Origin of the sequence: Litchfieldia salsa (genome assembly GCF_900104555.1) — a bacterium.
Lineage (GTDB): Bacteria > Bacillota > Bacilli > Bacillales > Bacillaceae_L > Litchfieldia > Litchfieldia salsa.
On record NZ_FNJU01000006.1, the window covers coordinates 224,509 to 243,082 of the forward strand.

General features: G+C 36.7%; 16 protein-coding genes, 5 tRNA genes, 1 rRNA gene and 2 riboswitches. Of the genes, 17 read left to right on the forward strand and 5 right to left on the reverse strand.

All coding sequences use genetic code 11. The features are described from left to right. Positions 1 to 59 precede the first annotated feature (59 nt). The 7 genes from BLQ56_RS13925 to BLQ56_RS13955 all read left to right on the forward strand — a co-directional run bounded on the left by BLQ56_RS13925 (position 60) and on the right by BLQ56_RS13955 (position 7,010). Positions 60 to 2,018, forward strand: coding sequence for an asparagine synthase-related protein (locus BLQ56_RS13925; protein ID WP_090855382.1), 1,959 nt, complete (start codon positions 60 to 62; stop codon positions 2,016 to 2,018). 20 nt (positions 2,019 to 2,038) lie between these two features. Further along, positions 2,039 to 2,221 (forward strand): paeninodin family lasso peptide, encoded by a 183-nt coding sequence (locus tag BLQ56_RS24255; RefSeq protein WP_090855383.1) that lies wholly within the window; start codon positions 2,039 to 2,041, stop codon positions 2,219 to 2,221. Positions 2,222 to 2,296: 75 nt separating this feature from the next. Beyond that, a complete protein-coding gene (locus BLQ56_RS13935; protein WP_090855386.1) occupies positions 2,297 to 3,226 on the forward strand; it encodes a phosphoenolpyruvate carboxykinase (ATP) in 930 nt (309 codons plus the stop codon). A 5-nt stretch (positions 3,227 to 3,231) separates the two neighbouring features. Beyond that, entirely contained in the window at positions 3,232 to 3,525 is a 294-nt protein-coding gene (locus tag BLQ56_RS13940) for a lasso peptide biosynthesis PqqD family chaperone (RefSeq protein ID WP_090855389.1), read from the forward strand. 56 nt (positions 3,526 to 3,581) lie between these two features. Further along, positions 3,582 to 4,025, forward strand: coding sequence for a lasso peptide biosynthesis B2 protein (locus BLQ56_RS13945; protein ID WP_090855469.1), 444 nt, complete (start codon positions 3,582 to 3,584; stop codon positions 4,023 to 4,025). Next, on the forward strand, positions 4,018 to 5,187 hold the full coding sequence (locus tag BLQ56_RS13950) for a nucleotidyltransferase domain-containing protein (RefSeq protein WP_090855392.1): 1,170 nt from the start codon (positions 4,018 to 4,020) through the stop codon (positions 5,185 to 5,187). Before BLQ56_RS13945 ends, BLQ56_RS13950 begins: the two co-directional genes overlap by 8 nt. Before the next feature lie 11 nt (positions 5,188 to 5,198). Then, entirely contained in the window at positions 5,199 to 7,010 is a 1,812-nt protein-coding gene (locus tag BLQ56_RS13955) for an ABC transporter ATP-binding protein (protein ID WP_090855395.1), read from the forward strand. Positions 7,011 to 7,160: 150 nt separating this feature from the next. Here the strand turns inward: BLQ56_RS13955 and BLQ56_RS13960 are convergent, their stop codons facing one another. Continuing rightward, entirely contained in the window at positions 7,161 to 7,961 is an 801-nt protein-coding gene (locus BLQ56_RS13960; RefSeq protein WP_090855398.1) for a class I SAM-dependent methyltransferase, read from the reverse strand. 370 nt (positions 7,962 to 8,331) lie between these two features. Here BLQ56_RS13960 and BLQ56_RS24260 point away from each other — a divergent pair, with 370 nt between their 5' ends. Further along, positions 8,332 to 8,676, forward strand: coding sequence for a VanZ family protein (locus tag BLQ56_RS24260; RefSeq protein ID WP_386821597.1), 345 nt, complete (start codon positions 8,332 to 8,334; stop codon positions 8,674 to 8,676). Between the two features lie 279 nt (positions 8,677 to 8,955). On the opposite strand, the gene BLQ56_RS13970 is transcribed toward BLQ56_RS24260, so the two are convergent. The 4 genes from BLQ56_RS13970 to BLQ56_RS13985 form a co-directional block, all read right to left on the reverse strand. Next, the gene (locus tag BLQ56_RS13970) at positions 8,956 to 9,282 is read right to left on the reverse strand and encodes a helix-turn-helix domain-containing protein (RefSeq protein ID WP_090855404.1); all 327 of its coding nucleotides are present in this window, start codon (positions 9,280 to 9,282) and stop codon (positions 8,956 to 8,958) included. A gap of 152 nt (positions 9,283 to 9,434) precedes the next feature. Continuing rightward, the gene (gene sinI, locus BLQ56_RS13975) at positions 9,435 to 9,590 is read right to left on the reverse strand and encodes a DNA-binding anti-repressor SinI (RefSeq protein WP_090855472.1); all 156 of its coding nucleotides are present in this window, start codon (positions 9,588 to 9,590) and stop codon (positions 9,435 to 9,437) included. 28 nt (positions 9,591 to 9,618) lie between these two features. Next, positions 9,619 to 9,709: riboswitch (cyclic di-GMP riboswitch) on the reverse strand. Positions 9,710 to 10,056: 347 nt separating this feature from the next. Then, positions 10,057 to 10,857 (reverse strand): YqhG family protein, encoded by an 801-nt coding sequence (locus BLQ56_RS13980; RefSeq protein WP_090855407.1) that lies wholly within the window; start codon positions 10,855 to 10,857, stop codon positions 10,057 to 10,059. Beyond that, entirely contained in the window at positions 10,835 to 12,523 is a 1,689-nt protein-coding gene (locus BLQ56_RS13985; protein ID WP_090855409.1) for a DEAD/DEAH box helicase, read from the reverse strand. Before BLQ56_RS13985 ends, BLQ56_RS13980 begins: the two co-directional genes overlap by 23 nt. A 251-nt stretch (positions 12,524 to 12,774) precedes the next feature. After that, a riboswitch (glycine riboswitch) is annotated at positions 12,775 to 12,871 on the forward strand. Positions 12,872 to 13,064: 193 nt separating this feature from the next. Between BLQ56_RS13985 and gcvT the strand changes: the two genes are divergently transcribed. The 9 genes from gcvT to BLQ56_RS14030 form a co-directional block, all read left to right on the forward strand. After that, positions 13,065 to 14,168 (forward strand): glycine cleavage system aminomethyltransferase GcvT, encoded by a 1,104-nt coding sequence (gene gcvT / locus BLQ56_RS13990; RefSeq protein ID WP_090855412.1) that lies wholly within the window; start codon positions 13,065 to 13,067, stop codon positions 14,166 to 14,168. A gap of 34 nt (positions 14,169 to 14,202) precedes the next feature. Continuing rightward, positions 14,203 to 15,558: an aminomethyl-transferring glycine dehydrogenase subunit GcvPA gene (gcvPA, locus tag BLQ56_RS13995; protein ID WP_090855415.1), complete on the forward strand. Its 1,356-nt coding sequence runs from the start codon at positions 14,203 to 14,205 to the stop codon at positions 15,556 to 15,558. Continuing rightward, complete coding sequence (gene gcvPB, locus BLQ56_RS14000; protein ID WP_090855418.1) at positions 15,551 to 17,008, forward strand: aminomethyl-transferring glycine dehydrogenase subunit GcvPB; 1,458 nt, start codon at positions 15,551 to 15,553, stop codon at positions 17,006 to 17,008. The genes gcvPA and gcvPB overlap by 8 nt, the downstream gene beginning before the upstream one ends. 310 nt (positions 17,009 to 17,318) lie before the next feature. Beyond that, positions 17,319 to 17,392, forward strand: a tRNA-Ile gene (locus tag BLQ56_RS14005). Between the two features lie 319 nt (positions 17,393 to 17,711). Continuing rightward, positions 17,712 to 17,788: transfer RNA gene (locus BLQ56_RS14010), tRNA-Met, on the forward strand. A gap of 7 nt (positions 17,789 to 17,795) precedes the next feature. Beyond that, positions 17,796 to 17,869 (forward strand) — tRNA-Gly (locus BLQ56_RS14015). A 15-nt stretch (positions 17,870 to 17,884) separates the two neighbouring features. Next, positions 17,885 to 17,959 (forward strand) — tRNA-Asn (locus tag BLQ56_RS14020). A 1-nt stretch (position 17,960) separates the two neighbouring features. Then, positions 17,961 to 18,051, forward strand: a tRNA-Ser gene (locus tag BLQ56_RS14025). A gap of 342 nt (positions 18,052 to 18,393) precedes the next feature. Next, positions 18,394 to 18,574: ribosomal RNA gene (locus tag BLQ56_RS14030) — 16S ribosomal RNA — on the forward strand; the annotation flags it as partial.

Consider the following 18,574-nt stretch of genomic DNA (forward strand, 5'->3'; position numbering starts at 1 on the left):
TAAAAGTGTATATGATTGTATTTTTATAAATATACAACACAATAGGAGGCAATTATGTTATGAGTGCTATAGCAGGTATGTTTCATTTAAATGAAACTCCAATATCAATTGAACATAGTAGTACGTTAATGAAATCATATGAAAAATATCCTGCTGATGATACTCAAACCTGGCAAAATCAGAATTTGTTTTTTTATTGTCTGAACCAATGGATCACACCAGAGTCGATAGGAGAACGATTACCTAGATATGATTATGAACATAAATTAGCCATAACTTCAGATGCGATTATTGATAATCGTGAAGAATTGTTTGAGAGATTACAAATTCGTAAGCAAGATAGAAATAAGATTACTGATAGTGAGTTGATACTGCTCTCCTATAAAAAGTGGGGAGAAGAATCACCAAAGTATTTAGTTGGAGATTTTGTGTTCCTAATTTGGGATGAGAACATGAGAAAACTATTTGGTGCTCGTGATTTCTCTGGTTCCCGCACCTTCTATTACTATAGCGATTTTAATAGATTTGCGTTCTCAACAACAATAGAACCATTACTACAATTGCCTTTTATAAAAAAAGGCTTGAATGATATGTGGATGGCTGAATTTCTAGCAATACCAAATATGGTTGAAGCGGTCGACATGAACTTAACTCCATATAGTGGTATTTTCCAATTACCACCATGTCATAGTATCTCCATTATAATGGATGGAACTATTTCAATAAAAAAGTATCAACAGGTGGTACCTACGGAAGAATTAAGATTAAAATCGAATGAAGAATATGAGGAAGCGTTTAGTTCTGTATTTCATAATGCAGTTTCCCAAAGATTGAGAACGCGTGGCAATAGTGGTTCTCACTTAAGTGGTGGTTTAGACTCTGGGGCCGTAGCAAGTTTTGCAGCGACAGCTCTTAAAAAGGCAAATAAAAAGCTGCATACATATAGTTATATTCCTAGTAATGATTTTGTAGATTGGACTTCTAATTTTTATGCGGCAGACGAAACCCCTTATATTAAAGAAACTGTAAGTTTTGTAGGTAATATAGAAGATCATTATATGTCCTTTGATGGGAAGAGTCCTTTAACTGAACTTGATGAAATGTTAGAAATCATGGAAATGCCCTATAAATTTTTTGAAAATTCTTTTTGGTTAAAAGGTATTTTTCAGGAAGCAAGTAATGAAGGAATTAAGGTTATGTTAAATGGAGCTAGAGGAAATCATTCAATTTCATGGGGTTCTTGGAATTTAACGATGAATTATTATGCCAACTTGTTGAAGAAACTTAGGTGGATACGCCTTAACCAAGAATTAGGGAAATATTGTATCAACTATCAAACTGGTAAATCAGTAATGCTCCCTCTGATCGCAAAAAAGGCATTTCCAATGTTGGTTCAAGATAATCAAATCAATAATCTTGATCAATATGACGCTCCATTACTTATCAACACAAACTTGTCTAGAAGAACAAATGTATTTGAGAAGATACAACAGTATGGTATGGATTTAAGCGGAAAAGTTGTATCAGGTAATAAATTAAATGATTTTAGAAGAAATCATTTCGAATTACCATATTCTTGGAACAAAACAGGAGTAGTCACTACAAAAATTTCATTGCGTTATGGAGTATGGGATCGTGATCCTACAAATGACTTAAATGTAGTACGATTTTGCTTATCTTTACCAGAGGACCAATTTGTAAAGGGAGGAATGGATAGAGCTTTTATCAGAAGAACAACTAAAAAATCACTTCCGGATAAGATAAGACTTAATATGAAAATTCGAGGTCTACAGGGGGCTGATACCATCCACCGGATGATGCCTCATTGGAATTCATTCATCAGTGAATTAAAAGAATTAACTAATGATTCAAGAGTAACAGAGCTACTAAATATTGACACAGTAAAGCAAGCATTAACGAGAATGGGGGAGAAACCTCGTTTAGAACATGTATTTAATGATGACTTTAAACTATTAAGCCGGAGTTTAATAGTTTATCGATTCATTAAAAAGTTTTAATAGAAAGGAGGGAGGAAGTCATGAAAGAGTGGAAAGTACCAGTTTTAGAAGTGTTAGATATTAGTATGACAATGCTTGGACCAGGAAAAGAGGTACCAGATTGTTATGAGGTGGGAGAAGCAAACGGTAATCAACATGGTCAAGGTCAAGATCCAGGATTGTCGAACACAGCTTGTAAAGCACTTAGTGATGTAGATAGTTAATGACGTAAAGAAGGATTTAATAAAGCTCTTGCCTTTCTCATTAGGCAAGGGCTGAATATGATATTTGGAGGACTTATGTTAATAACTAGACCTAGAGTAAAGTATAAAACCTTTGGACTTAATCTGTTAAGCGAGATACAATTTCCAGAATTACAATTATCAAAGGATCGTAACGTAATTGAATCTGACATACGATTAGAAATTACAGATCTTGCAGAGCGTTGGGATGAGGTGGCAGAATATAGTGATATTTTTTATATTACTCATAGTGTTATTATGTTTAAGATACCGAGAATTGCCATTTTCTCGATCGAGAATGGCTCAATAATTAAAGTATCTCCATTAGAAGACTGTACAGAAGATCATTTGAGGTTATATGTTTTGGGAACATGTATGGGCGGATTATTACTACAAAGAAAAACACTGCCTTTACATGGAAGTGCAGTTTCAATAAATGGGAAAGCTTATGCGATTGTAGGAGATTCAGGAGCTGGCAAATCAACGTTAGCTTCAGCTTTTTTAAAGAAAGGATATAAGCTTATCAGTGATGATGTAATCCCGGTTACTTTTTCTGAGAAAGGTACCCCTGAAGTAACACCTGCATATCCACAACAAAAACTATGGCAAAACAGTCTAACTGAATTTGGGATAGAATCAACAAACTTACGCCCTATAATTGAAAGAGAAACTAAGTATGCTATAGCTGTAGAAAACCAGTTCGTTACTCAAACGCTGCCTCTAGCCGGAATTTTTGAACTAGTTAAAACAGAAAATAATAATGTTATCTTCCAAGAAATAAATAATCTAGAGCGATTGCATAAGTTATTCTATCATACATATCGGAATTTCATTCTCGAACCAGCTGGATTATTAAAATGGCATTTTTCTTTTACTGCCCAATTATTAAATCATGTAAAAGTCTATCAAATACAGCGACCAATTACTCGCTTTACTGCAGCTGAATTAACAACTCTTATTTTAGAAAATATTAATAAGGAGGAGTAAACCAAATGATTTCTAGTCAACTAATTACAGTAAAAACAACAGTTAACCAAGGAAAAGGAAACATTGTCAGTGACATGGGTGGAGAAAAAGTAATGCTTAGTGTCTCAAAAGGCAAGTATTATAACTTAGGGGATATTGGTGGGGAAATCTGGGACTTAATAGCTGACCCTATACCCGTATCAGATGTTATTGAAAAGTTAATGACTGTTTACCAAGTGGAAGTGCATGTTTGCGAGGAGCAGGTGCTATCTTTCTTGGACCATCTTAGTCATGAGGGGTTAATAGAGATTCATAACTAGTTTTGGGGTGGAATGAAGTGAATAGTATTTTTAGAAAGATTAATAGTTTCTTAGGAATGAATTCTTCCTCAAAAAGATTACTTGTTGAAGCTTATTTTTTCTTAGCATGGGGCCGTGTATTTAAGCTTTTGCCCTTTTCCAAGGTTGCTCCATCATTAGGGGAACAAATGGTCGAAACCTCAGCCAATGACATGCAGGATCGTAAGGAGCTTTTGATGATTTCAAATGCGATACACTTGATGAGTCGTTATACTTTTTGGGAAAGTGAATGTCTAGTTAAAGCAATTGCTGGGATGAAAATGCTGGAGAGACGTCAAATGGAGAGTACCTTGTATCTAGGTACAGCAAGAGATGAAGAAGGTAAAATGATCGCTCATGCGTGGTTACGAAGTGGCTCATTTTATATTTCTGGTTCAGAAGGAATGGAACGGTTTACGGTAGTTGGGATGTTTGCAAAGAGGATTAAGAACCGAGTTGTAAAGGGTGAAAGTATTGGATAGAAACCTACAATTAGAAATATCAAACCTCCCAAAAGAACTTGTAACGATTCTTGAATTGATTAGGGGAGAAAAAAGTCTCTCAACAGGAATAGATATGACAAAATGGGATGAATTCCTGGAATTATCTCTACATCACCGTGTCTATCCAATCTTGTTCACGAAACTTAAAAACCTTGAAAATTATCCTGAATTAAATACAACCATACAGTCACTTACACAAAATTATAGAAGAAACACATTTATAATGCTGCATTTATGTGGAGAAATGGAAGCTGTAGCCAAGCTTTTTTCAGAAGAAAAGATATGTCCTCTATTCTTAAAAGGACCTGTATTAGCAGCCGACCTATATGGTGATATCTCTTTACGAACAAGTGGCGATTTAGATATATTGGTACCGTTTGAACAGTTAAATCAGGCGGAATCGTTACTTTTGAGTCAAGGGTATGAAAAGGATGAGTACATCGAATCGGTTTTAGATGACTGGAAGTGGAGACATCATCATTTTACTTATTTCCATCCAACGAAGGGGGTTAAACTTGAAATCCATTGGCGACTTAATCCAGCACCTGGAAAAGAACCAAGTTTTGAAGAGTTATGGCAACGAAAGCGTCAAAGCTCCATCACTAGTTTTCCAGTCTACTTTTTAGGAAAAGAGGACCTATTTTTCTTTTTGGCCACTCATGGTGCTCGTCATGGATGGTCAAGATTACGGTGGTTATTAGATATTCACCAGCTAGTCGAGAAAGAATTAAATTGGAAGTTTCTCTATCACTTGTTGGAAAAATATCAATGTGTTCAAATTGGTGGTCAGTCATTAATCCTAGCTAGTAATTTATTTCATACGAAGTTAGCCAAGGAAATGGAACAACTACTAAAGGGGAGACGACCGAAAAGGCTCGCTCAGGAAGCTATATTCTATCTAGAACAAATGATAAATTTACATACTGAACCTGTACCAAGAGAAACTGCTTCTTATCATTCACGACATTTATATTCACTCATGTCGTTCCAACAAAAGTGTTGGTATTGGCTAAGTGTTTGTCATCCTTATTACACAGATGTTGAAACCTTACCATTACCGAAAAAGCTACATTTTTTATATTATCCGTTACGTCCTTTTCTTTGGTTATGGAGACGAAGTAGAGGTCATGCAATGCCATAGGAGGATTAACAATGAATCATGTTTTCTATTTCTTTAAACAGTTACAATCATATGCAGGGAAAAAGTTATATGGAAATTTAGTAGGAATGATCATCATTAGCTTACTAGATGGTATTGGAATACTCATGTTAATACCTCTTATTAGTGTGAGTGGTATATTAAATATCAATACAGAAGCGCTACCGATCACATTTATTTTTGATTTTTTTAATCAGTTTACTACTTCGGTTAGCTTGTTGATCATATTAGGGATATTCTTAACTGTAAACATCCTTCAGAACTTAGTTCAGCGCTTTTTAACGATTGAAAATGCTAAGATCCAACATGGTTTTTTTCGAGAGCTAAGACTCGATACTTATCAGTCTCTACTACAATCAAATTGGAACTTTTATTTAAAGAAACGTAAAACAGACCTGATTAACTCGTTGACAGCCGAATTAGCCCAAGCTAGTGCGGGGACCAATACATTTTTACAATTGGTTACTGGTGTAATTTTCACATTGATACAGGTGGGAATTGCGTTTTTCTTGTCCCCACAAATCACGATATTTGTGTTAGTAAGTGGACTTATTCTTTCGTTCTTTTCAAGACAATTTATTAAAAAATCCCAGGCTTTGGGGAGCCGAAATTGGGAGTTTGGTAAAGAATTCTTAGCTGGAATTACGGATACCTTTAATGGAATAAAGGAAGTGAAAAGTAATAGTCTAGAAGACTCTCGAATGAAATGGTACGGAAAGTTAACCCAGCGCATGCATGACGAACAGGTTGAATTTACGAAATTAAAGTCAGCATCTCAATTTTATTATAAGATTGCACAAGCTGTGCTAATTGCCTTATTTGTATTCTTTTCAATTCATTTGTTCCATGCTCAAGCAGCACAATTAACATTTATCATGATTATTTTCTCAAGGTTGTGGCCAAGAATTACTGGTATACAATCAAGTCTTGAGCAGATTGCTACTTTTGCTACACCATTAAGATCCGTTATCAATCTCCAACATGAATGTAAGATTTCAAGAGAAATTACAGATGACATGACTTCTAATGTAAACCCTATTTATATTGAGCGTTGCATAGAACTTGTAAATGTAAATTTTCGTTATAACGAAAATCAATCAAACTATGCCCTAAAAAACATTAATGTATTAATCCCTTCCAACCAAATGACAGCCATTGTCGGTCCATCTGGTGCAGGTAAAAGTACGTTTATTGATTTATTAATGGGTTTAAACCAACCTGAAACAGGGGAGGTTTTCTTAGATGGTGCACCATTATCAAAAGGTAATTTGCTTTCGTTAAGAAAGTCTATTAGTTATGTACCACAAGATCCATTTTTATTTAATACAAGTATAAGAGAAAATCTATTACTCATATCACCAGATTCTGAGGAAAAAGATTTGTGGGAAGCACTGGAGTTTTCTTCTGCAGCAGAGTTTGTAAGGAAACTTCCGCAAGGATTAGACACAATTATTGGTGATCGGGGCATTCGATTATCAGGAGGAGAGCGCCAACGACTTGTTCTAGCTCGAGCAATCTTACGCAAGCCTTCAATATTAGTATTAGATGAAGCAACTAGTGCACTTGATTCAGAGAATGAAGCTAAAATACAAGAAGCGTTAGGTCGATTAAGAGGTAAGTTAACGCTTGTAGTCATTGCTCACCGCTTATCAACAATTAAAAATGCAGACCAGGTTGTTGTTTTAAGTGAGGGGGAAATTGTCCAAAAGGGTGGATTTAACCAACTAGCTATAGAAAAGAAGAGTGTATTCGGTAATCTATTAAGTAAACAAATGGCATCAAATGTGTTGGACACTTCTGGTTAATGGGAGTGTCTTTTGTTTATATGAGACGGTTTATTGTGCACGGAGATACCTAATTGGATCATTATAAAAAAAACTCCGATTCATTCGGAGTAGGTTAATGAGTAAGTTATTTTCAAGTATGATGTAGTCCTCATTGAGGTGATTGGCTATTCAGCGTCCGGATTTAATATAGATTGTATTTTGCTGTTTTGTGTTTTCTCTTATATTACTGTTTTTATCAAATATGGGCGAATTATAATCATCCTGGTTATAATTTCCTAAAGGCTCATATTTACTAGCTATAACTGTATCGAGTAGAGAATATTGGGTGTAATGAATAACTAGTAAACCTTGTGAATTAAGTAAGTGATCTAACCCAATAATTTGCTTTTCAAACTTTTCAAAAGGATAAATCTTTTTTAGGCTAGTTATTCCTTTTTCTGCAATATAATGAGGTTGTCTTTGTAGTACTGCCATGCAGAAAATAACATCAAATGGTCCATGCTTTTCTAGTTCGTTAGGATTCGAATAGACAAATGAAATGTTGTTATCTACTGAAAGCTTCTTGCAAATTGCGAGAGAACTTTTATTGACGTCGGCACCCACTATTTTTGCATGAGGAAAATAATGACGCAGAGTTAGCACTTCTTCTCCTGTTGAACATCCATAGGATAGAATTTTTATATCTTGTTTTCCTTCAAAAAAATCCCGACAAGCAGAAAAAATGGTTGGATATCGATTCATATAGGTGAGAGAAGTTGTCTGATGGACATTTTTTGAGTTAAGTAATCGCATAAGTATAATTGATCTAAAATTTTTATCAATCAGGAATCGTTTGACTTCAGTAATAGGTTTACTAAGAGTGTACAAAATTGAAATTCCTAATCTAATAAAAGGATTTTTAGACGTACGGTGCATTTTAAGCGTTTGTTTTGCAGTCCCTATTAATCTAATTCCTATTTTATCATCCATACTTGTAGTTCCCTTCGTTTTCTGTTTTGGTGTTTCCTGTCGCTTGTCTTAATCTTAATTTTATATTATCACTGTTCTTTATAAGGAACAATGTGTTTTGCATGAACAACATATTTCTTTTATCTATTTAATCTGATAATCATGTTTTTACATGAATATTCTCTTTATATTGTTAGATAAGTTCAGTGTTTCAGTCATACGAGAACCAGTAACATCGTTCTTATAGTAAGGTTAGTTCAGTTAGGAGTTTTAATCAATGAATATATATATACGATTTTTGCTCAGAATCCTCCCAATCACATACATAATCTGGATCTGGCTCCAATCCGCACATTTCAACCCATCCTCAATCGAACACGTTTTTTACGGCATGGATTACAGAGTATATCTATTAATAGGTGGCACATTGGAGATGGCTCATCTCATCATGTTCGGTATACTGTATCTCTTCATAGTATTGGCACTGCTGACTTTCGGAAAGTTGACACGTAAGAAAGAGATATATGCTTTAATAATTGCAATCACCTATTCCATCACCGACGAAATCCACCAATACTACGTCCCATACCGATCTTTCTCAATCATAGACATAGTCAAAAACCTAATCGGAATATGGTTCTTCTGGTGGCTCATCAACAGAAGTTACTATAATAGAGATTCGAAGATAGGGAAGGTTTTTCGTAGGGTCACATCGAAAAAAGAAGTTCCTTTATAACTAGTAATAAAATGGCTGTGTTAAAGCTAATTGTTAATTATCACCTGGAGAATGAAAAAGGTTTTGCTAACTAAGTATGGAATGAGCGGAGAACCACTCAACTCCTGCGGAATATGCGGTACACGGGAGACCCGACGGGAGCTTGCGACGAGGAGGCTCCCGGAGCGCCCCGCGGAAAGGGAGTGGTTCGTAGCGAATGGAAGTTTACTAAATCAGGTATTTTATGTAGACAACAAAAAAGCGCCTCTTGATCACTCCATCAATAGTCGCTTTTTAACGTTATTTATTGTTTGTTCGCCATTTGTTGAATTCAAGAAATTCTTTGAATTGTTCTTTAGACACTCCAGAGTTCATTGCTTCTTTAACTAGGATTGCCCACTCACCGTCAAGCTCCGCAGGTTCACTGTTATATTCTCCATCAAGTAAGGTATTGACAGAAACTCCGAGGACAGTTGAGATTTTTTCTAAGAATTGAATAGAAGGATTTGATTGGAGATTGCGTTCAATCGAGCTAAGATAGGATTTAGCAACTCCAGCTCTATCAGCTAATTCGGAGAGAGATATTTTTTTTTGTAGTCTATAATTTTTGATTCGTTGACCAATCATGCTTAATGTCACCTTCCTTGCTCTCAATTATATCATATTAGAAGGATATTCATCATTATTTTCATATAAATATTCATAATCATACAAAAGTATTAGTCCAAATGAAAAAACCTGCTTCCTATGTAGCAGGTGGGTTAGGATTATGTATTGTTTTATGCCTTTTCTGTTGTTAATTCAATTTCTTCCTCTGACTTTCTAAAAAATGTTTGAATTTCCTGAACAGACATCCCGATTTCCATGGCGTATAGAATGAGATCAACCCATTCCTCATCCAGTCCATCTTTGTTTAAAACAGCATCATTAACCATTGTATCTCCCCCAAAATACTTTAGTATTTCAGGCAGCCCAGCCGTCGTTGTTCTTTTTATAGAACATTAGACCCGTGACTTTGCGTCCTCTTTTTTCAAAGAGTTTGCCTTTTGCTGAATTTTACTTCTTATATCTATGTCTTAACAGATAAGTATATGTCGTTTAATTATGTATAATTGAAGTATATACTTATATTTTACATATTTGTGTAGAATGATGTCGACTGTTTTAGATTTTTTCAAAATCTTTACAAATAAGGTAGAAGTACTATATATCCAGCGCTGTGGTAAGTTTTGTCGTGTTTTCTGGTAGAATCGATCTATAAAACCAATCCGAATAGTACTTTATTTGGAGGCAATATGTATCTTTGTACAGTAAAATAGGATAAATTGTCGATAAATTTTACATAATAAAAAGCTCAATTTAATACAGCTTGATAGGCTACATCTAATTGAGCTAAACGACCTAGTTCATTAAGGCTTGTGGTGTCAAATAAAATAATCCGCCGTTAATGATTTCGATTTTAACCTTTGGTTCGTATTGCTCTCGTAGGGCTTCTTTCTCAGTTTCATAGCTTTCAGGCTTTTCTTCGAGTCCCTCGTAAAAGTGATCGAGTAATGCAAGGTCTTCGTTCCAACGTTCCCTAGCTGCATCTGCCCATGAGTGATCATCACTTTCAATAAAGCCACGGATGTATTGTTGAAGGCGATTCAATCCACTTTTATGTTTGATGAGTGGGGACATAGTAAAGCAGTAGTCAGGGATCTTTGGTGTAAGTTCGAGACGCTCTAGTTTTTCTTGGAATCCTTCAATAATACTACCACTAACTAAATGAAGTCCTAATGACATAAGAATGTCTCGTTTTCGATCACATTGATAAGATACCTTCGCATTAATTCCTAACCAGGGGTGGAGAGGAATGTTGCTTGGTACTGTTTGCTTCACATTTTGATAGAGTCGCATATAACCTGCAAGTTTTTTTGATGATTGAAAAATTTGGTGTAGTCGAGGTGCACCAAAATGAATCAACTCACCCTTAAGGTCCTTAGGTGCTTTTTCTTGATCAGTGATAAAGGTGAGTGCCATTGGGTTGGGGGTACCACCTGTTTTTTCAAGGTAATGCCAGTAAAAAGGACGATTCATTAATTGCTTATCAAGCTCAACAGTGAGTTGAACGGTCATGTATCCATGTTGGTTTTCGGTAATTTCACAGTGGTTGGAGGTAAAATAGCGTTCAAGAAAGCTATGAATTTCCGCCTGCTGCATGTTGTTCATCTCCTTCTGATTCCTCGGCATAGTTTATGATACTTGTTAGGTTATCCATTTTAATTTTCATTTCTCCTTCACTTTTTGAATGAAGAAGAATGTCTTGAACATGTTCTTCAAGGTTGCCGATATCTAGTCTTGTTAAAATATCATCTAATTGACCAACAACTCGTTCAAACAGATTTATTTTTTCATATAGAAGTTTTAAGATATGTTCTTCAACTGTATTTGCAGTTGAGAAGTTATAGATTTTCACATCATGTTCTTGTCCAAGCCGGTGGATACGACCGATTCGTTGCTCTAAGCGCATCGGATTCCATGGTAAATCATAATTAATAAGGTGATTACAAAATTGAAGGTTAATTCCTTCACCACCAGCTTCTGTTGCAATTAAGACTTGGGCATTGTTTTGGAATAGCTGCTTCATCCAGTCTTTCTTACCGCGCTTAAATCCACCTCGAAAGGGAACAGATGATATTCCATTTTGTTGTAGGAACCATTGCAAATACATTTGGGTGGCGCGGTATTCAGTAAAAATAATAACCTTGCCGTCAATCTGTTTAATAAGCTCCAATGCTTTTTCTGCCTTAGAATTGGATTGAACTTGTTCGACTTTCTTCATTAAATGCATAACCATGTCTTCTGGGACATTTACTTCTTCGTCTGTATTCTTCTCAAGCATTTTCTTCAAGGTGAAAAATACAGCTTCACGACTACTGCAGGCTTCACGCTGTAATGTCATGATCGCGAAGCTACTTGTGATCCCTGTCCCATTTTTGTAGCTAGAAATGGCATCGTAAAGCTCTCGTTCTTGCTCGGTAAATACGATTGGAACTGTTTCAACTTTGCGTTTTGTCCACTCAATCCCAGTGTCACTTCTTCGATTTCGGATCATTACTTTATTTACAAGTTCTTTTAGATGTTCATCTTCCTGAAGTGAACGTGCTTTTTTCTTTCCATACTGTTCATTAAAGTAATCGAGATTCCCGAGATGGCCGGGTTTCAGTAGAGATACAAGGTTAAAGATTTCCTCGATTCGATTTTGAATGGGTGTTGCTGTTAAAAGTAGACAAAACTTTTTCTTTAAGGTTTGAGCAAATTCATAGTTTTTTGTTTTATTATTTTTCAACTTATGAGCTTCATCAATGATAATCATGTCATAATCCTGCTCTAATACGATCTCTCGATGCGGACTTCGCTTTGCTGTATCAATCGAAGAAACAACAACATCACATTGCTCCCATACATAGCTTTTCTTTTGTTCAACAGCAGGTATATAGAACTTTTGCTGTAATTCTAATGCCCATTGTGAAACCAGGGAAGCTGGTACTAGAATTAACACTTTTTTGACGAGACCGCGAATCATATATTCTTTTAAAATTAAACCTGCTTCAATTGTTTTCCCAAGTCCTACTTCATCAGCGAGTATTGCTTTTCCGTTCATTTTTTCAACAACCTGCTTTGCAACCTCTAGTTGATGAGGAAGGGGAGTAAGGTGTGCAAGATGACTAGGTGCTTGTAATCCTTCAAAAGCTGGAACATTAATATGTGTTTCTACCTCGTAGGCAAGCTTGTATAACTCCCAGCTAGCCCAAGGACCATCATCTTCAATCCGTTGTAAGAAGTCATCTTCCCATGTGTGATCAAACTCGGTGGTGACTTTCAATTTATTCAGTCCTTTCAGTTAACTTTACTATTATTCAGTAATCGCAAATGTTTTTTTAGTGATTTGTTTAATCGTATGTGTTTGTTTGGTAAAACACGAACATTAACAATGAGAAAATATTTTATCGTTCATGTAAATTCTTATTGCAGAGCTAAGTATTTTAATGGTAGGATGTTTATAGAAAAAGTTGTCACAAATTAGACTATATTAGGATAGTATTACCAAGTTTCCCAAAAATTATATATGGGCGGATGATGATAAGGGGAGAGACTACCGAAATTAGGTGGCGCCGAAGGAGCAAACAAAGAAATTTGTGAATCTCTCAGGCAAAAAGACTCTTGTTTGACGCAACTCTGGAGAGTGTCGTTTTAAAACTCAAGGCTAAATAAGGCTCTTGCTTTTAAATTTGACCACCAAAGGGGAAAGCCGGATAAAACGGTAAACTTTCAGGTATCAGGACAGAGAACTTCATGTTTGTTTATGGGGTTCATCTGTCCTTTTTGTGTCTGAAAATTTGCTATTTTATAAGGGGGAATGCACTTTGACTGAGTTACTACGTACTCCGCTTTTTGACGTATATGAAAAATACGGTGCAAAAACAATTGATTTTGGTGGATGGGATTTGCCTGTTCAATTTTCGAGTATAAAGGAAGAGCATGAAGCAGTAAGAACAAAGGCTGGCTTATTTGATGTTTCTCATATGGGAGAAATTGAAGTGAAAGGTCCAGGTAGCCTTGCGTATCTTCAAAAAATGATGACAAACGATGTGTCAATATTAAAGGACGGGGCAGCTCAATATACCGCGATGTGTTATCAAGATGGTGGGACTGTTGATGACCTCCTTATTTATAAAAGAGCAGATTATGACTATTTACTTGTTGTAAATGCTGCAAACATTGAAAAGGATTTTAACTGGTTAAAAGACCATGTGTTTGGAGAAGTAGAAGTTGTGAATATTTCAAATGATGTTTCTCAGCTTGCCTTACAAGGGCCACTTGCCGAAAAGGTTCTGCAAACATTAACATCAACTGATTTAAGTGAAATACGCCCATTCAAGTTTAAAGATAAAGTCGAGGTCGCTGGAAAGATCGCGCTTGTATCAAGAACAGGTTACACAGGTGAAGATGGATTTGAAATCTACTGTAAGCCTGAGGATGCTAGTACACTTTGGGATGAAATTTTAGCCTCAGGAAAGGAAGAAGGAGTTCTTCCAATTGGTCTTGGTGCTCGTGATACATTACGTTTTGAAGCAAACCTTGCACTATATGGTCAAGAATTAGCAAAGGATATCACTCCGATTGAGGCAGGGATTGGTTTTGCTGTTAAAACCAACAAAGAAGAGGATTTCTTCGGTAAGGCTGTGTTAAAGCAACAAAAAGAAGAAGGCGCTCCTCGTAAACTAGTAGGAATTGAAATGATTGATAAAGGGATTCCGCGTCATGGTTATGAAGTATTTGTTGGGGATGCTCAGGTGGGTGAAGTGACTACAGGGACACAATCACCAACTCTTAAGAAAAACATTGGTCTCGCACTAATTAGCGCTAATCTTGCAGTTTTAGGGACTGAGGTTGAGGTTCAAGTTCGTAAAAAGAGATTAAAAGCAGTTATTGTTTCTACACCATTTTACAAGCGTCCTAAAAACTAACTAATCCATCCAGTGTGATGAAAGGGGTATATATATGAGTACGAAACATCGTTATTTGCCTATGACAGAACAAGACCAAACTGAAATGCTTCAAGTAATTGGAGTAGATTCAGTTGATGAACTTTTTAGTGATATTCCTGAAAGTGTTCGTTTCCAGGGAGAGTATAATATTAAGCCTGCTAAAAACGAAGCGCAATTAATGAAGGAACTCGCGGGGCTTGCTGGAAGAAATGCTGATTTAAGAACAAATGCTTCATTTCTAGGTGCTGGAGTGTATGACCATTACATGCCGGTTATTGTAGACCATGTGATTTCACGTTCTGAGTTTTACACTGCTTACACGCCATACCAACCTGAAATCTCTCAAGGTGAGCTTCAAGCGATCTTTGAATTCCAAACAATGATTTGCGAATTAACTGGAATGGATGTTGCAAACTCTTCGATGTATGATGGTGGAACAGCATTAGCAGAAGCAGCGATGTTAGCTGCAGGGCAAACAAAATTGAAGAAAGTACTTGTCTCAAGTGCTGTACATCCAGAATCACGAGACGTATTAAAAACATATGCGGCAGGTCAGTATATCGAAGTTGTTGAGGTTCCTGCAACAAATGGAGTAACAGATCTTAAAGCGCTTGAAGAAGCAATGGATGAAAATGTTGCATGTGTAGTCGTTCAATATCCAAACTTCTTTGGACAGATTGAGCCACTAAAGGAAATCGAGAAGATTGCTCATACAGGTAAAAGTATGTTTGTCGTGTCAAGTAACCCACTTTCACTTGGGGCACTTACTCCTCCTGGGCAATTAGGTGCGGACATTGTTGCCGGAGATGCTCAACCATTTGGTATCGCTACTGCATTTGGTGGACCACATTGTGGATATTTTGCAGTCACTTCTAAATTAATGAGAAAAGTACCAGGTCGATTAGTTGGTCAAACAGTCGATGAAGATGGCAAACGTGGTTTTGTTCTAACATTACAAGCGCGTGAACAGCATATACGTCGTGACAAAGCGACATCTAATATTTGTTCTAACCAAGCGTTAAATGCATTAGCGGCCTCTGTTGCGATGACTGCTCTTGGGAAAAAAGGTGTGAAAGAAATAGCCACTCATAACATTCAAAAGGCTCATTATGCAAAAAGACAATTTGAAGCAAGAGGCTTTGAAGTGGTATTTACAGGTCCTTTCTTTAACGAATTTGTTGTGAAGTTAGATCGACCCGTTAAAGAAGTAAACCAAAAGTTAATTCAAAATGAGATTATTGGTGGTTATGACTTAGGTCGTGATTATCCAGAGCTTTCAAACCATATGTTAGTGGCTGTTACTGAGCTACGTACGAAGGAAGAAATTGATACACTTGTGGGAGAAATGGAGGGCGCGCGCAATGAATAATCAAGATCAAGCATTAATTTTTGAAGTATCAAAACCAGGTAGAATTGGGTATAGCTTACCAGAATTAGATGTGCCTGAATTTAATCTTGAAGATTTAATCCCATCTGATTATATACGTGCTGAAGAGCCTGAGCTTCCTGAGGTATCAGAGCTGGATATTATGCGCCATTATACAGCACTATCTCGTCGTAATCATGGTGTGGATTCAGGATTCTATCCTTTAGGATCTTGTACAATGAAATATAATCCGAAAATTAATGAAAATGTCGCTCGCTTCAATGGTTTTGCTCATATTCATCCATTACAAGATGAATCAACAGTTCAAGGTGCACTTGAATTAATGTATGATCTTCAAGAGCATTTAAAGGAAATCACAGGAATGGATGAAGTGACATTACAGCCAGCTGCAGGGGCGCATGGTGAATGGACGGGATTAATGATGATTCGTGCATTCCATGAAGCAAACAATGATACTGCTCGTACAAAAGTAATCGTACCTGATTCAGCACATGGAACAAACCCAGCATCTGCAACAGTAGCAGGTTTTGAAACAATCACCGTTAAGTCAGATGAAAATGGATTGGTTGACTTAGAGGACTTGCGTCGTGTAGTTGGTCCTGATACAGCTGCATTAATGCTTACAAACCCTAATACTCTCGGGTTGTTTGAAGAGAATATCTTAGAAATGGCAAGCATTATTCATGAAGCTGGTGGTAAGTTGTACTATGATGGAGCAAACTTGAATGCAGTACTAAGTAAAGCTCGCCCTGGTGATATGGGCTTTGATGTTGTTCACTTAAACTTACACAAAACATTTACAGGTCCTCATGGAGGCGGTGGTCCAGGTTCAGGTCCTGTTGGGGTAAAAGCAGACCTAATTCCGTACTTACCAAAGCCTGTTCTTGTTAAAGGTGAAGATGGTTATAAGTTTGAGTATGATCGTCCACAATCAATTGGTCGTGTGAAGCCTTATTATGGTAACTTCGGAATTAATGTTCGTGCATATACCTATATTCGTTCAATGGGGCCAGATGGTTTGAAAGCAGTGACTGAGTATGCAGTATTGAATGCGAATTATATGATGCGTCGATTAGCAGAATACTTTGATCTACCATTTGATCGCCATTGTAAGCATGAATTCGTTTTATCTGGTCGTCGACAGAAGAAGTTAGGTGTTCGTACACTTGATATCGCAAAACGACTGTTAGACTTTGGATACCATCCACCAACGATTTACTTCCCATTAAATGTTGAGGAATGTATTATGATTGAGCCGACTGAAACTGAATCAAAGGAAACACTCGATTCATTTATTGATGCGATGATTCAGATTGCTCGTGAAGCAGAAGAAAGTCCAGAAATCGTACAAGAAGCACCACATACGACTGTGATAAAGCGTCTTGATGAAACATTGGCGGCTAGGAAGCCTATCCTACGTTTTCAAAAATAATAGATTTAAGTTGATAAAGAGGGTTCATCATCGTGATGAACCCCTTTATATTATATAAACATCATAGATATATTTTTTCATAAAGTGTTGAACTTCTTTTACTTTTTTCAATTATATGTGTATTGTTGACTCTTAAGTCGATAGTGGTAGTTATGATTAAGAAGAGGGTTTCATTAGCGCATGATTTGATACCTATATCCTTTTGACGTTGCTCTATCAGGTGTATAAAGTGAAATTCATAGTTGACTTCTACGAAGTTTATGGTGTATTATATTCATATTAACGAAATGAGCATTTGCAATTTCTTCGTGGACCTTTAGCTCAGTTGGTTAGAGCAGACGGCTCATAACCGTCCGGTCGTAGGTTCGAGTCCTACAAGGTCCATATATTCAGCTTTAATCCATAATGATTGAAGTGAAAACATTTGACTTCTATGAAGTTAGTGTGATATAGTTCTCTTTACAGAAAAACAATTTTTTATTAAAAAAGAGGATAAAATGAATTAAGGTTGTTAATACTTTATTTTGTCGGCTTAAAATGAATTAGTATTCTTATTCCTTATTATCGCGGGGTGGAGCAACGAGCATTTGCTTCATGTAAGATCTGCGAGTTGTACTGATCGAGCCTCTTCTAGCATTAGCTTCCTGAGATCAGGACAGTCCTTAATCTACGGTGAAGATTAAAATCTTATAATTTTTATTATCGCGGGGTGGAGCAGTCTGGTAGCTCGTCGGGCTCATAACCCGAAGGTCGCAGGTTCAAATCCTGTCCCCGCAACCAATTACCTGCGGGTGTAGTTTAATGGTAAAACCTCAGCCTTCCAAGCTGATGTCGTGAGTTCGATTCTCATCACCCGCTCCATATTAATATTATTATTCCGCAGTAGCTCAGTGGTAGAGCTATCGGCTGTTAACCGATCGGTCGTAGGTTCGAGTCCTACCTGCGGAGCCATGGAGAAGTACTCAAGTGGCTGAAGAGGCGCCCCTGCTAAGGGTGTAGGTCGTGTAAGCGGCGCGAGGGTTCAAATCCCTCTTTCTCCGCCAGTAATAATTACCATATTTTTCAAACTTCGTAGAAGTTGACATTTTAAAAGGTATGTAGTAAAATGATTATTGTGTCGATTTAGAAACAAGTAATCTTAAGTGGTTGCTTTTTATTTCTCTAATCACTTCGCGGAAGTTGACTAAAGAGAAATGTTGTGGTATGATATCAGTTCTTAACATAGTAAATGATATTCATATTTATTTGTTAAAAAACATGTTGACACCGTAAATGTTAATGTGATAAATTAATTAAGCTGTTTTGAAAGCTCTTTGAAAACTGAACACAATAAACAAACGTCAACGTTTTAAATTAAGTAACAAACTATTGAGCAATCAATACTCTTTTTGGAGAGTTTGATCCTGGCTCAGGATGAACGCTGGCGGCGTGCCTAATACATGCAAGTCGAGCGGATCTGAGGGAGCTTGCTCCCAAAGATTAGCGGCGGACGGGTGAGTAACACGTGGGCAATCTGCCTGTAAGACTGGGATAACTTCGGGAAACCGGAGCTAATACCGGATAATA

Bases quoted from the DNA above. Each gene is read 5' to 3' on its own strand.
- BLQ56_RS13925 (WP_090855382.1), top strand. From the start codon at position 60: ATGAGTGCTATAGCAGGTATGTTTCATTTAAATGAAACTCCAATATCA.
- BLQ56_RS24255 (WP_090855383.1), top strand. From the start codon at position 2,039: ATGAAAGAGTGGAAAGTACCAGTTTTAGAAGTGTTAGATATTAGTATG.
- BLQ56_RS13935 (WP_090855386.1), top strand. From the start codon at position 2,297: ATGTTAATAACTAGACCTAGAGTAAAGTATAAAACCTTTGGACTTAAT.
- BLQ56_RS13940 (WP_090855389.1), top strand. From the start codon at position 3,232: ATGATTTCTAGTCAACTAATTACAGTAAAAACAACAGTTAACCAAGGA.
- BLQ56_RS13945 (WP_090855469.1), top strand. From the start codon at position 3,582: ATGAATTCTTCCTCAAAAAGATTACTTGTTGAAGCTTATTTTTTCTTA.
- BLQ56_RS13955 (WP_090855395.1), top strand. From the start codon at position 5,199: ATGAATCATGTTTTCTATTTCTTTAAACAGTTACAATCATATGCAGGG.
- BLQ56_RS13960 (WP_090855398.1), bottom strand. From the start codon at position 7,961: ATGGATGATAAAATAGGAATTAGATTAATAGGGACTGCAAAACAAACG.
- BLQ56_RS24260 (WP_386821597.1), top strand. From the start codon at position 8,332: ATGGATTACAGAGTATATCTATTAATAGGTGGCACATTGGAGATGGCT.
- BLQ56_RS13970 (WP_090855404.1), bottom strand. From the start codon at position 9,282: ATGATTGGTCAACGAATCAAAAATTATAGACTACAAAAAAAAATATCT.
- sinI (WP_090855472.1), bottom strand. From the start codon at position 9,590: ATGGTTAATGATGCTGTTTTAAACAAAGATGGACTGGATGAGGAATGG.
- BLQ56_RS13980 (WP_090855407.1), bottom strand. From the start codon at position 10,857: ATGCAGCAGGCGGAAATTCATAGCTTTCTTGAACGCTATTTTACCTCC.
- gcvPA (WP_090855415.1), top strand. From the start codon at position 14,203: ATGAGTACGAAACATCGTTATTTGCCTATGACAGAACAAGACCAAACT.
- gcvPB (WP_090855418.1), top strand. From the start codon at position 15,551: ATGAATAATCAAGATCAAGCATTAATTTTTGAAGTATCAAAACCAGGT.